The organism is Amycolatopsis sp. NPDC003865 (genome assembly GCF_053605345.1).
In genome coordinates this window covers 94,938-108,186 of sequence record NZ_JBSGJA010000010.1, presented here as the reverse complement: position 1 = coordinate 108,186, position 13,249 = coordinate 94,938, and the positions used below count along the sequence as shown (strand labels likewise).

The following is a 13,249-nucleotide window of genomic DNA, read 5'->3' as shown; positions in this document are numbered from 1 at the left end:
GGGGGCATGGAGACGATCGCCCTCGCCGAAGTCGCGGCGGTGCTCGCCGACCCGAGCCGGGCCACCATGTGCCTCGCCCTGCTCGACGGGCGCGCCTGGACCGTCGGCGAGCTGGCCAAAGCGGCCGGGATCGCGCTCTCCACGGCCAGTGAGCACGTCGCCCGGCTGGTCGACGCCGCGTTCGTCGTCCGGGTCAAGCAGGGCCGCGCCAGCTACGTCCGGATCGCCGACCCGCACGTGGCCGAGCTGATCGAGCACCTGGCCCAGCACGCGGTGACATCCGGGGCGCTGCCCCGGGCCGGGGGCTCCGCCACCCGGAGCCCCCGGCAAACCGTCGGGCACCGCCCAGTGACCGGGCTGAAGTCGTCTTTGCGGGTGAAGCGGCTCGGCTTCGCGCGGACCTGCTACGACCACCTCGCCGGCGTGCTCGGCGTCGCCGTCCGCGACGGCATGCTCGCCACCGGCCTGCTCGAAACCGCCGACGGGCTGGCGCTGACCGGCCGCGGCCGCGAGGTGCTGGCCGAGCTCGGCGTGCCCGTGGCCGCCGGGCGGCGGCCGCTGCTGCGCGACTGTCTGGATTGGACGGAACGCCGCGACCACCTCGCCGGCGCGCTGCCCGCGGCGCTGCTCGAGCGAGCGGTCGAGGCGGGCTGGGTGGGCCGCGACGGCCACCGCGCCGTGAAGGTGCATCCCAGTGCCGTCAAGCCGTTCGCGGCGCTCGGTGTCGATCTCGCTGCGCTCGGTAGGCCTTAACACACCGAGTGCCCGACCCGGGCCGGCGGTACACGAACGAGTTAACCCACCCGCTTCACTATTCTGAGTGCCCACGGCACTCGGAGGGAGGCGGCATGGACCAGCTCCCCGTGTTGCTCGGCGTCGGCGGCGTCGTGCTGCTCGCGTCCGTGCTCGCCGTGCGCGTCTCCATCCGGCTCGGCCTGCCCTCGCTGCTGCTGTACCTCGGGATCGGCGTGGTGCTCGGCGAAGCCGGCTTCGGCATCCGGTTCGACAACCCGGAGCTGACCCAGTCGCTCGGCCTCGCCGCGCTCGTCATGATCCTCGCCGAAGGCGGGCTGACCACGCGCTGGTCGGCGGTGAAACCCGCGCTGGGACTGGGAATCGTACTGTCCACAGTGGCCGTCGTGGTGAGCATCGCGGTCACCGGCGCGGCGCTGCACTTCCTGCTCGGCCTCGACTGGCGGTTCGCCCTGCTGTGGGGTGCGGTGCTCGCCTCGACCGACGCGGCGGCGGTCTTCTCGGTGCTGCGCACGGCCGGCATCGGCAAGCGCCTGGTCGGGGCGCTGGAGCTGGAGTCCGGCATCAACGACGCGCCGGCGTACATTGCGGTCGTCGTGCTGGCCGAAGGCACCACTGTGGACTGGACGCTGCCGCTGCTGGTGGTCTACGAACTGGGCGCGGGCCTGGCGATCGGGCTCGGCTTCGGCTGGCTCGGCGGGATCGCGCTGCGCCGGGCGGCGTTGCCGGCGACCGGGCTCTACCCGCTCGCGACGGTCGCGGTCTGCGTGGTGGCGTACTCGTCCGGGCAGCTGGCGCACGCGTCCGGGCTGCTCGCGACCTACGTCGCCGCGCTGGTGCTGGGCAATTCGCGGCTGCCGCACCGGTCGGACACGCTGTCGTTCGCCGAGGGGCTCGGCTGGCTGGCGCAGATCGGGCTGTTCGTGCTGCTCGGGCTGTTCGCGTCGCCGAGCCGGCTGTTCGAGACGCTGGTCCCGGGCCTGGTCGCCGGCGCCGTCGTGCTGTTGCTGGCCCGGCCGATCTCGGTGGTGCTGTCGGTGCTGCCGTTCCGGTTGCCGTGGCGGGAGCAGGCGTTCCTGTCGTGGGCCGGGCTGCGCGGCGCGGTGCCGATCGTGCTGGCGATGATCCCGCTGTCGCAGGGGCTGCCGGGCGCGCAACGGCTGGTCGACGCGGTGTTCGTGCTGGTGATCGTGCTGACGCTGGTCCAGGGCGCGACGCTCGGGCCCCTCGGGCGCAAGCTCGGGCTGGCGAAGAAGTCCGAGGCGCACGAGGTCGAGGTCGACTCCGCACCGCTGGACGAGCTGGGCGCCGAGCTGCTGCAGGTCCGCATCCAGCCGGGGTCGAAGCTGCACGGCGTGTACCTGTCGGAGCTGCGCCTCCCGACGGGCGCGACGGTCAGCTTGGTGGTCCGCGAGGGCGCCGGCTTCACCCCGCAGAAGACGAGCCGGCTGCAGGAGAACGACCAGCTGCTGGTGGTGACGACAACGACGGTCCGCGACGCGGTCGAGCGCCGGTTGCGCGCGGTGGACCGAGCCGGCCGGCTGGCCCGGTGGCGGGGCGAGTCGGGGCGGTAACCCGCTTCCGGCGGTGGCCGCGCGAGCCGGGCGGCAACCCGTTCGTGGTCGCGGCCGGTCCGATTCAACGGCAGCTCGGGGCGGGCGAGCGCCCTGCCTGTTCTCGAGTGCCCCACCTGCGCCGGCACTGTCGGCGCGCCCGGCAATCCCCGCCCGCAGCCGCCTGAACCCTGCGTTGTCCGGTCTCTGTCCACTCTCCGGGCCGACGTGGTGATCTTTTCTCGCCAGGGTGATCTTTCGCGTCCGGAACCTTCCCCGGGATCCGCCTTTTGGCCTACTCTGTGCCCGATCGAGTTAGTTCGAATGGGTGAGCATTAGGTCAAAGGGGTACGCACGGTGACAAAACTTCGCAGGACCGCCCTCGCCCTCGTGATGACCGTGGTCCTCGGCCTGCTCGCCACCCCGGCCGCGATCGCGGAAGTGGCACCGTTCCCGGCCCTCGCCCTCCCGTTCAAGGCCGGCCAGCAGGTCTACTCGGCCGGCATCCATTCCGACGACGGCAGCACCGGCGTCGAGAACGCCATCGACTTCAGCCCGGCCGACCGGACCGTGCGCGCGCCGCTGGCCGGGACCGTGCACCTGCGGCACTGCGCCGGCGGGGACTGGGTCACCGTCGACCACGCCGGCGGCTGGCGGACCGGCTACTATCACCTGGAGGCCATCGCGGTCACCGACGGTGAGCACGTCGACGCCGGAGCCGTCCTCGGTTCGACCGGCAACGCGCTCCCGTGCGGCGGCACCAGCACCGGCGCCCACGTGCACTTCACGCTCTGGACCGTGCGCGGGGATGTCCAATCCGCCGAGCCCGTCGACGGCAAGACCCTCGGCGGCTGGCGCTTCACCGCCGGAGCCGGGCAGTACGCGGGCACCGCGACCCACCTCGCGGACAACACCGTGACGCAGCTCCCCGGCCATTTCCGGGCGAAGCTCTGACCGCTCACGGTGTGTGAGCGGCGTCTCAGAATGTGAGGCGGGGGTTGGCCGCCGGCCGCGTTCTCGGTTACCTTCTGGCTCAGGTCATGAGTGCCAGCGCGAAGCCCCGGCTTGCTGGCCGGCAACCCTCCTACCGCGGTGGGGTGCCCCGGGTGAAGACCGGGCCGGTCGCGCCGTGCGACGGGCAAGCGCGGGCCCCTCGCCGGGGTCCCCCGGACCGCCGAGGAGGCACCGATGACTCTCGCCATCGACCGCACCAGCACGATCACCCCGCTCGAAACCGTTGCCGCGCAAGCCATCCCGACCGTCGCCGGCGCCGCGCTGCGCGTCCCGCTGGTCACCGGCGAGACCATCGGCTACGCCAACCTCGACCACGCCGCGAGCGCCCCCAGTCTCGACGCCGTCCGCGCGAAGGTCGACGAGTTCCTGCCCTGGTACGCCAGCGTCCACCGCGGTGCCGGCTTCGCGTCCCAGGTCTCCACCAAGCTCTACGAGCGCACCCGCGACGTCCTGCGCCGCTTCGTCGACGCCCGGCGGACCGACACCGTCGTGTTCACCCGCAACACCACCGATTCCTTCAACCTCCTCGCCCGCAGCCTGCCCCGGCACACCACGGTGATCGTCTTCGACACCGAGCACCACGCCGCGCTGCTGCCGTGGCAGGGCCCGAACGTCCGGCGGATCCCGACCCCGCGCACCCGCCTCGCCGCGGTGTCCGCTGTGGACGAAGCGCTCGCGGATGCCCCGCAGGGACCGCGATTGGTCGTCGTCACCGGAGCGTCCAATGTGACCGGTGAGCTGCTCCCCGTCGCCGAGATCGCGGCCGTCGCGCGCAAGCACGGCGCGCGCATCGCGCTCGACGCCGCCCAGCTCGCCCCGCACCGCCGCGTCTCGATCAAGGAACTGGACGTCGACTACGTCGCACTGTCCGGCCACAAGCTCTACGCGCCCTTCGGCGCCGGCGCGCTGATCGGCCGCGCCGACTGGCTGCGCGCCGCCCGGCCCTACCTCGCCGGTGGCGGCGCGACCAAGCTCGTCACCGAGGACGCCGTCGTCTGGAACACCGGGCCCGAGCGCCACGAAGCCGGTTCGCCCAACACCGTCGGCGTGTACGCGCTCGGCGTCGCGTGCGAAACCCTGTCCGAAAACTGGGCCGCGATCGCCCACCACGAGCAGGCCCTGCTGACCCGGCTGCGCAAGGGGCTCGAAGGCATCCCGGGCTGCGCCGAACTGCGACTGTTCGACGCGCCGGTCGACCGCGTCGGCACGGTCAGCTTCGTCGTCGACGGCTTCGACCCGGGCTGGCTCGCCGCGGTGCTGTCGGCCGAGTACGGCATCGGTGTCCGCGACGGCGCTTTCTGCGCCCACATCGCGGCCGAGCGCCTCATCGGCACCACGGGGGGCACCGGCCGGCAGGCGATCCGCGTCAGCCTCGGCCTGGGCAGCACCGAGGAGCACGTCGACCGGGTGGTCCGGGCGCTGCGCCAGATCGTCGCGCGCGGGGCCCGCTGGGAGTACGCGAAGGTGGACGGCCGCTGGGCCCCGGCCGGCGACCCGCGGGAGCTGCCGCCGTTCTGCTGAGCGCTAGCCTGGGCCGATGGGGAGACGGCGGCGTTCCTGGTTCCCGTTGGCCGCGCTGGGGTTCGCCCAGCTCGTGATGGTGGCGGTCGCGCTGGTCCCGGCGGACGGCATCGGCCGGTTCGCCGGCCTCCAGGCGCTGCCGATGACCCGCGAGAACCGGATGCTGGTGGGCACCGGTGGCCTCGGCGGCACGGGCCTGCCCGACAACCAGCTCTCGGGCGTCGCGATCGCCACCGCGACCGACGTGGTCCCGTCGGCGACGCTCGGCTGGCTCACCGGCCTCGCCTGCGTGGTGCTCGCCGTGGCCGGCTGGTACTGGCTGTCGCTGCGCCGGGCCGGCACGCCGCCGCGGCCCGTCCGGTTCGTGCTGGGCACCCTGGGCGCGCTGGTGGCCGTCCCGCTGCTCGACCTGGTCGGCGCCCTCGAGCTGCGGCTGCCCGGGGACGTGCGCGGTCCGCTCCTGGCCGCGCTGGGCCTGCTGGTGCTGGCCGCGTACGAGCGCAGCTGGTTCGTGGTGGCGGTCGCCGCGGTGTTCGTCCTGGTCACGGTGGTCTTTTCGACTGCGCCGGCCGGGGTTTTGGTGGCGGCGGGCGTGCTGTTCGCCGCCGCGTTCGCGGTGCTCCTGCGCGGGGCGGTCACCGCCGCCGACACGGCCTGACCAGCACCGTGGAGAATGGAGCGGTGAGCACCGAGCCCAGCCACTCCGAACCCGACACCGAAGCCGCCGCCGAGGTGGCGCCCGAGACCGTGCAGGAGACGCCGGAAGAGCCGGCGAAGCCGCTGCCGAAGCGCCGCGTGGGCTGGGTTTTCGCCGTCGCCGTCGTGTTCTGGGCGATCGACCTGGTGACGAAGAACCTGGTCGCCGCCAACCTCGAGGGCAAGGAGCCGGTCCGGATCCTCGGCGGGCTGATCTACCTGCAGGTGATCCGCAACCCGGGTGCCGCGTTCTCGATGGCCACCGGCATGACGTGGGTGCTCGCGCTGGTCGCCCTCGCCGTCGTCATCGCGATCATCTGGCTGTCCCGGCGGCTGCGCTCGATCGGCTGGGCCATCGGCCTCGGCCTCGTGCTCGCCGGCGCCACCGGCAACCTCACCGACCGCATCTTCCGCGCGCCCGGCGGGCTGCAGGGGCACGTCGTCGACTTCATCTCGGCGTTCGCCCCGAACGGCAAGGGCTTCGCGATCTTCAACATCGCCGACTCGGCCATCTGCGTCGGCGGCGCGCTGATCGTGCTGCTGTCCCTGCTGGGCAAGGACTACGACGGCACGTCCACCAAGGACAAGAAGAAGGCCGAAGCGCAGCAGGAGGAGCAGGCGTGAGCTCGCGGATGCTCCCGGTGCCCGACGGGCTCGACGGGATGCGGGTCGACGCCGGCCTCGCGAAACTGCTCGGCCTGTCGCGGACCGTCGTCGCGGAACTGGCCGAAGCCGGCGACGTGCTGCTCGACGGCCGTCCGGCGGGCAAGTCCGACCGGCTCTCCGGCGGCGGCCTCCTGGAGATCACCCTGCCGGAGCCGGCGAACCCCGTCGAGGTCGTCGCCGAGCCGGTCGAAGGCATGCAGATCCTCCACGACGACGACGACATCGTCGTGATCTCCAAGCCGGTCGGCGTCGCCGTGCACCCGAGCCCGGGCTGGACCGGCCCGACGGTCGTCGGCGGCCTCGCCGCGGCCGGCCTGCGCATCGCGACCTCGGGCGCGGCCGAGCGCCAGGGCGTCGTCCACCGGCTCGACGCGGGCACCACCGGCGTGATGGTCGTGGCCAAGAGCGAACACGCCTACACCGTGCTGAAGCGCGCGTTCAAGGAACGCACGGTCGACAAGGGCTACCACGCGATCGTCCAGGGCCACCCCGACCCGACGCGCGGCACGATCGACGCCCCGATCGACCGCCACCCGCGCCACGACTACAAGTTCGCGGTCGTCCAGGGCGGCCGCCCGAGCGTCACGCACTACGAGGTCGTCGAGGCGTTCCGGGCGGCGTCGCTGGCGCACATCAAGCTGGAAACCGGGCGGACGCACCAGATCCGCGTCCACTTCTCGGCGCTGCGCCACCCCTGCGTCGGCGACCTGACCTACGGCGCGGACCCGGTACTGGCCCGCCACCTCGGCCTGAGCCGCCAGTGGCTGCACGCGAAGACCCTCGCGTTCGCGCACCCGGCGGACGGCCGGTGGGTCGAGTTCGAGTCCGAGTACCCGGACGACCTGGCGAAGGCTCTCGAGATCCTGCGCGAGGAAAGCTACTAGTCCTCGATCGACCAGGTCAGCGTGCGCTCGTCCGGCTCCGGCCGCGGGCTCCAGCGGACCGAGACCACGCGCGTCGCGTCCGGCAGGACGTACACCGTGTGGCCGCCGAGGGTCTCGCCCGGCTTGACGCCGATCTTGTGCGGCGGCCGGGACGTCAGCGACACCGGCGCCTTGCCGACCGCGGTGCCGTCGGCGGCGAGCAGCTCGAGGTAGTTGTCCGGCAGCGACGCGAACGGGATCGACCCGCGGTTGGTGATCTCGGTGTGCACGACGACCGCACGTTCACCCGCCTCCAGGCGGTAGCCCGCCGCGCTGAACAGGTAGTCCGCCGGGTCCTGGACCTCCAGCAGCTGCACGGACAGCTGCTCGCCCTCCAGGCCCTGGGTCTCCATGACCTCGCCGAGCTTGCCCTGCTTGCCGGTGCCGGCCGGGCGGGCCGGCTCGTCGCCGCGGGCCCACGAGGCCGTCTGCGGCAGGCCCCACGTGCTCACGGCGGGGTCGAGCGGTACCGGCGGCGGGACGAACGGCGGCCGCTGCTGCGGCGGTGGTGGCGGGCCCGGGTACCGCCCGGACGGCGTGCCCTGGACGGTGTACGGCCCCGAGGGCGCGCCTTGCACGGTGTACGGCCCCGAGGGCGCGCCTTGCGGGCCGGGGCCGGGCGGCATCGGCGGGGCGGGCTGCTGGGGCACGGGGTGCGAGGGCGGCGCGAACTGCTGCGGCGGCCGGTTCGCCCATGACGGCGGCGCGCCCGCGATGGCCGCGCGCAGTCCTTGCGGGTCGCTCTCGACGCCGACGAGCAGCGGCAGCCCGCTGCCGGACAGCGCGACCAGCCGGTAGGCGACCTCGCGGGGATCCATGCCGACCTTGGCCGCCAGCTCGTGCACCGCGGTCTTGCCGAGGTCGGCGAGCGCGGCGAGCAGGCGGATGTCCACGGGATCGGTCACGGCCACCCGCAGAACGCTACCGCCTCGCGGATTCGCCCGCGCCGGCCCCGCCTCGCCGATCGGCCCGCGCCGGCCGTGCCTGGCGAGGCCGCCCCGCCGATCCGTGTGCGCCGCCCGCGCCCGATCGGCCCGCGCCCGATCCGGCTGCGTCCGCCCCGACCGGCGGCTCACCGTTCTTGTCGGGGATCTCCGTTAGGGTCGCCTCAGGAGCACAACACCGAAGCTGGGGGTCCTGCCCATGACCGCGGTCACCGAACTCGCCGACGAGTTCGTCGAAGCGCTGTTCGCCGCCGATCCGCTCACGCCTGCCCTGCTGGGCGTCCGGCCGGCCGAGCCCGGCCTGCCGGACCTGTCCGCCGAGGCCGAGCAGTCGTACCGGGCCACCCTCGTGGGCTTCGCCGAGCGGGCCCGCGCCCTGGACGCCGCGGCGCTGTCGGCCGAGGACCGCGTCACCCGCGACGTCCTCGTCGCCACGGCGGAAGACCGCGTCGCCGCGATCGACAGCCGGATGGCCGAGTTCACCGTCACCGACATCATGGTCGCGCCCGCCGCGTCCCTGCTGATGGTGCTGCCGATGACGACCGTGACCGCAGGCGAGGCCGCGGAGGCCCAGCTCGGCCGGCTGGCCGCCGTCCCGGAGTACCTGCGCCAGGCCGCCCGGCGGCACGCCGAGGGCATCGCCGCCGGGCGCACCCCGGTGGCGCACCTGGTCGAGGCCGCCATCGCGCACCTCGACCGCTACCTCGCCGCCCCCGACGCGGATCCGCTGCGCCGCCAGCCCGCGCCCGACGAGGAGTTCGGCCGGCGCCGGGACGAGCTGCTGGCCGAGGTCGTCCGCCCGGCCTTCGCCGAGTACCGCGCGTTCCTCGACACCGAGGTGCGGCCGCACGGCCGGCCCGCCGACCGGCCCGGCGTGAAGTGGCTGCCCGGCGGCGAAGAGGCGTACGCGCGGTTGGCGAAGGTGCACACGACCACCGACCGCACGCCCGAGGAACTGCACCGGACCGGCCTCGACGTCATCGACTCCCTCTCCGCCGAGTACCGCGAGCTGGGGCAGAAGGTGTTCGGCACCGACGACCTGGCCGAGATCTTCGAGCGGCTGCGCACCGACCCGGCCCTGCGCTGGAACGACGCCGAAGAACTGCTGGAAACCGCGCGCACGGCGGTCGCCCGCGCGACCGCCGAGGCACCGAAGTGGTTCGGCACCGTGCCGTCGCAGCCCTGCCTGGTCGAGGCGGTGCCGGAGGAGGCCGCGCCCGGCGCGCCCCCGGCGTACTACCTGCGCCCGGCCGCCGACGGCTCCCGTCCGGGCATCTACTTCGCGAACACCTACGAAGCCACCGAGCGCTTCCGCCACTCCGCCGAGTCGGTCGCCTTCCACGAAGCCGTGCCGGGCCACCACTTCCAGCTGAGCGTCGCGACGGGCCTGACGGATCTGCCGCTGCTGCGCCGCATCGGCACCTTCACCGCCTACACCGAAGGCTGGGGCCTCTACAGCGAGCGCCTCGCCGAAGAGATGGGCCTGTACTTCGACGACGTCGCGCGGCTGGGCATGCTGACCGCCGACTCGATGCGGGCGGGCCGGCTGGTCGTCGACACGGGCCTGCACGCCCTCGGCTGGAGCCGGCAGCAGGCCGTCGACTACCTGGCCGACAACACGCCGATGGCCAGGGTGGAGATCGAGGCCGAGGTCGACCGGTACATCGCGTGGCCCGGCCAGGCGCTGGCGTACATGGTGGGGCGGCTGGAGATCCAGCGGATCCGCGCGCGTGCCGAGGAGCGGCTCGGGTCCCGGTTCGATGTCCGCGCGTTCCACGACCTCGTGCTCGCCGGCGGTGCGCTGCCGCTCTCGGCGCTCGCGTCCGTGGTCGACGACTGGGTGGCCGGCCACGGCGACACCGTCAACGGCCTGGCCGCCGAGCTGGTCGAGCTGACCTTCGAGCACGAGCCGCTGTACCCGTCGGTCTTCGGGCTGCCCGGCGACCACGACCGGCTCGCCGACCAGAGCCGGGCCGCGCAGGAGCGGTTCCGCACCGCCTACCGGGAGCTCGCCGCCCGCGCCCGCGCGCTGCCCGGCGAGGGGCTGAGCGCGGAAGAGGCCGTGACACGCGAAGTCGTGATCGCCTCCGCCGAGGGCGAGGCCGACAAGCTCGGCGCGCGCAGCGCCGACATCGCGGTCAGCGACGGGCTGACCGCCCCCGCGCTGGGGCTGCTGCTGTACCTGCCGTACTACAAGCTGGACGACGAGAAGAAGGCGCGCGGCTACCTGGCCCGGCTCGCGGCGAGCGCGACGTTCCTCGAGCAGCTGACCGAGCGGCAGCGCGAAAGCCTGGCCGACGGGCTCGTGCCGGCGGCCTACCTCGCGCGTGTCGGCGTCGAGTACATCGAGCGGTACCTGGCGGCGCCGGAGTCCGACCCGCTGAAGGTGGGCACGACGGCGGAGGTCGAGGGTTTCGAGGCCGAGCGCGACCGGTTGCTCGCCGAGGTCGTGCACCCGGCGTACGCCCGCTACCGCGACTTCCTGCGCACCGAGGTCGAGCCGGCCGGGCGGCCCGACACCGCGCCCGGGATCGGCCACGTGCCGGGCGGCGCGGAGCGGTACGCGGCGCTGATCCGCGCGGAGACGACGACCGAGCGCACGGCCCAGGACCTGCACGACACCGGGCTGGCGCTGATCGCGCAGCTCGCGGACGAGTACCGCGAGCTGGGGCAGAAGGTGTTCGGCACCACCGAGCTCACCGAGATCTTCGAGCGGCTGCGCACCGATCCGGCGCTGCGCTGGCGCGACGGCGAGGAGCTGCTGGCCGCGGCCCGCGACGCCATCGCCCGCGCGGAAGCCGTGGCACCGCGGTGGTTCTCGACCATCCCGGCGGAGAAGTGCGAAGTGGCACCGGTGCCGGAGGCGGACGCGGCGAGCGGCACGATCGCGTACTACCTGCAGCCGTCGCTGGACGGCACGCGGCCGGGGACCTACTACGCCAACACCTACGAAGCCGACAAGCGCCCGCGCTTCACGAGCGAGGCGATCGCGTTCCACGAAGCCGTGCCGGGGCACCACTTCCAGCTCAGCCTGGCCCAGGAGCTGACCGACCTGCCGCTGCTGCGGCGGATCGGCATGTTCAACGCCTACGCCGAGGGCTGGGGGCTCTACGCGGAGCGGCTGGCCGACGAGATGGGCCTCTACTCCGACGACGTGGCCCGGCTGGGCATGCTGACGCAGGACTCGATGCGGGCGGGCCGGCTCGTGGTCGACACCGGGATGCACGCGCTGGGCTGGAGCCGGCAGCAGGCGATCGACTACCTCGTCGACAACACCCCGATGGCGCGGCTGGAGATCGAGGCGGAGATCGACCGGTACGCCGGCTGGCCGGCCCAGGCCCTCGGGTACATGGTGGGGCGGCTGGAGATCCAGCGGCTGCGGGCCGAGGCCGAGGCGGCGCTCGGCGACCGCTTCGACATCCGCGCGTTCCACGAAGTCGTGCTGGGCCACGGCATGCTGCCGCTGCCGGCGCTGGCCAAGGTCGTCACGGACTGGGTCGCGGCCCAGTGCGACACCGCCGACGGGCTGGCCGATGAGTGCCTGGAGCTGATGTTCGAGGCGCAGCCGCTGCTGCCGTCGCTCTACGGGCTGCCGGGCACGCACGACAAGCTCGCCGACCAGTCCGCCGAAGCGATCGCCCGGCAGCGCGCCGGGTTCGCCGCCCTGATCGAGCGGGCCGAGGCGCTCGGCGAGCTGCCGCCCGCCGAGCGCGTCACGAGGGACGTCGTGGTCTGGCAGGCCCGCACGCTGATCGACACGCTGGACTCGGGCCGCGCGGACATCGCGGTCAGCGACGGGCTGGCCGCCCCGGCGCTGGAACTGCTGATGATGCTGCCGCAGACGGTCCTCGACGACGAGGCCAAGGCCCGCGGCTACCTGAGCCGGCTCGGCGCGATCGGCACGTACCTGGACCAGCTGATCGAGCGGCAGCGGGCCGCGCTCGCCGAGGGGCTGACACCGCCGCAGTTCCTGGCGCGCATCGGCGTCGGCTACGTCGAGCGGTACCTCGCCGCCCCGGACAGCGATCCGCTGAAGGTGCCGGTCCACGGGCTCGAGGCCGAGCGCGACCGCCTGCTGGAAGAGATCGTGCGGCCCGCGTACGCGCGCTACCGCGACTTCCTGGCCGGCGAGGTGGTCCCGGCCGCGCGGCCGGAGACGTCGCCGGGCATCGGCGACCTGCCGGGCGGTGCCGAGCGGTACGCGGCGCTGATCCGCGCGGAGACGACGACCGAGCGCACGGCGCAGGACCTGCACGACACCGGGCTGGCGATCATCGAGCGGCTGGCGGGGGAGTACCGCGAGCTGGGTGAGAAGGTCTTCGGCACCACGGACCTCGCGCAGATCTTCGACCGGATCCGCACGGACCCGGCGCTGCGCTGGCGCGACGGCGACGAGCTGCTGAACGCGGCGCGGGAGACGATCGCGCGGGCGGAAGCCGTGGCGCCGCAGTGGTTCCTGCGGGTGCCGGAGCAGAAGTGCGAGGTCGCGCCGGTGCCGCCCGCCGAGGCCGAAAGCGGCTCGATCGCGTACTACATCGACGCGTCGCTGGACGGCTCGCGCCCGGGCACCTACTACGCGAACACGCACGAGGCCGACCAGCGGCAGCGGACGCTCGGGGAGGCGGTGGCGTTCCACGAAGCCGTGCCGGGGCACCACTTCCAGCTGACGCTCGCGCAACAGCTGACCGGAGTCCCGCTCCTGCGCCGGATCGGCATGTTCAACGCCTACGCCGAGGGCTGGGGGCTGTACGCGGAACGGCTGGCCGACGAAATGGGCCTGTACTCGGACGACGTGGCCCGGATCGGCCTGCTGACGCAGGATTCCATGCGCGCGGCGCGCCTGGTGGTCGACACCGGCCTGCACGCGCTGGGCTGGAGCCGGCAGCGGGCGGTGGACTACCTGGTCGAGAACACGCCGATGGCGCGGATCGAGATCGAGGCGGAGATCGACCGCTACGCGGGCCACCCGGGCCAGGCGCTGGGCTACATGGTGGGCCGCCTGGAGATCGAGCGGCTGCGGGCCGAGGCGGAGCAGGCCCTGGGCGACCGGTTCGACATCCGCGAGTTCCACGACACGGTGCTGGGCAGCGGAACGGTCCCGCTCCCGGTGCTGGCGGACGTGGTGGCGGAGTGGGTGGCGACGCGCAAGAAGTGAGGGCGGCCGGGCCCGGCGGCGGTG

At 73.7% G+C, this 13,249-nt stretch carries 9 protein-coding genes and 1 riboswitch; of the genes, 8 read left to right on the top strand and 1 reads right to left on the bottom strand.

What is annotated here, in order from left to right; genetic code table 11:
* The first annotated feature begins 6 nt into the window (after positions 1-6).
* The 7 genes from ACWEVP_RS24020 (at position 7) to ACWEVP_RS23990 (ending at position 7,087) form a co-directional block, all read left to right on the top strand.
* Positions 7-753 (top strand): ArsR/SmtB family transcription factor, encoded by a 747-nt coding sequence (locus ACWEVP_RS24020; RefSeq protein ID WP_452064805.1) that lies wholly within the window; start codon positions 7-9, stop codon positions 751-753.
* Positions 754-848: 95 nt separating this feature from the next.
* Entirely contained in the window at positions 849-2,327 is a 1,479-nt protein-coding gene (locus tag ACWEVP_RS24015; RefSeq protein WP_452064804.1) for a potassium/proton antiporter, read from the top strand.
* A gap of 336 nt (positions 2,328-2,663) precedes the next feature.
* Positions 2,664-3,260 (top strand): M23 family metallopeptidase, encoded by a 597-nt coding sequence (locus ACWEVP_RS24010; protein ID WP_452064803.1) that lies wholly within the window; start codon positions 2,664-2,666, stop codon positions 3,258-3,260.
* An 82-nt stretch (positions 3,261-3,342) separates the two neighbouring features.
* Positions 3,343-3,457, top strand: a riboswitch (SAM riboswitch).
* Positions 3,458-3,494: 37 nt separating this feature from the next.
* Positions 3,495-4,841 carry an aminotransferase class V-fold PLP-dependent enzyme gene (locus ACWEVP_RS24005; protein ID WP_452064802.1) on the top strand — a complete coding sequence of 449 codons (1,347 nt, stop codon included), beginning with the start codon at positions 3,495-3,497 and terminating at the stop codon, positions 4,839-4,841.
* A 16-nt stretch (positions 4,842-4,857) separates the two neighbouring features.
* Entirely contained in the window at positions 4,858-5,499 is a 642-nt protein-coding gene (locus ACWEVP_RS24000; RefSeq protein ID WP_452064801.1) for a hypothetical protein, read from the top strand.
* A 74-nt stretch (positions 5,500-5,573) separates the two neighbouring features.
* The gene (gene lspA / locus ACWEVP_RS23995) at positions 5,574-6,161 is read left to right on the top strand and encodes a signal peptidase II (protein WP_452064975.1); all 588 of its coding nucleotides are present in this window, start codon (positions 5,574-5,576) and stop codon (positions 6,159-6,161) included.
* Complete coding sequence (locus tag ACWEVP_RS23990; protein ID WP_452064800.1) at positions 6,158-7,087, top strand: RluA family pseudouridine synthase; 930 nt, start codon at positions 6,158-6,160, stop codon at positions 7,085-7,087. The genes lspA and ACWEVP_RS23990 overlap by 4 nt, the downstream gene beginning before the upstream one ends.
* On the opposite strand, the gene ACWEVP_RS23985 is transcribed toward ACWEVP_RS23990, so the two are convergent.
* Positions 7,084-8,037 carry an AsnC family protein gene (locus ACWEVP_RS23985; protein ID WP_452064799.1) on the bottom strand — a complete coding sequence of 318 codons (954 nt, stop codon included), beginning with the start codon at positions 8,035-8,037 and terminating at the stop codon, positions 7,084-7,086. The two genes, ACWEVP_RS23990 and ACWEVP_RS23985, sit on opposite strands and share 4 nt — an antisense overlap.
* 232 nt (positions 8,038-8,269) lie before the next feature.
* Between ACWEVP_RS23985 and ACWEVP_RS23980 the strand changes: the two genes are divergently transcribed.
* Positions 8,270-13,225, top strand: a complete 4,956-nt coding sequence (locus ACWEVP_RS23980; protein WP_452064798.1) for a DUF885 domain-containing protein — start codon at positions 8,270-8,272, stop codon at positions 13,223-13,225.
* Positions 13,226-13,249: the final 24 nt, after the last annotated feature.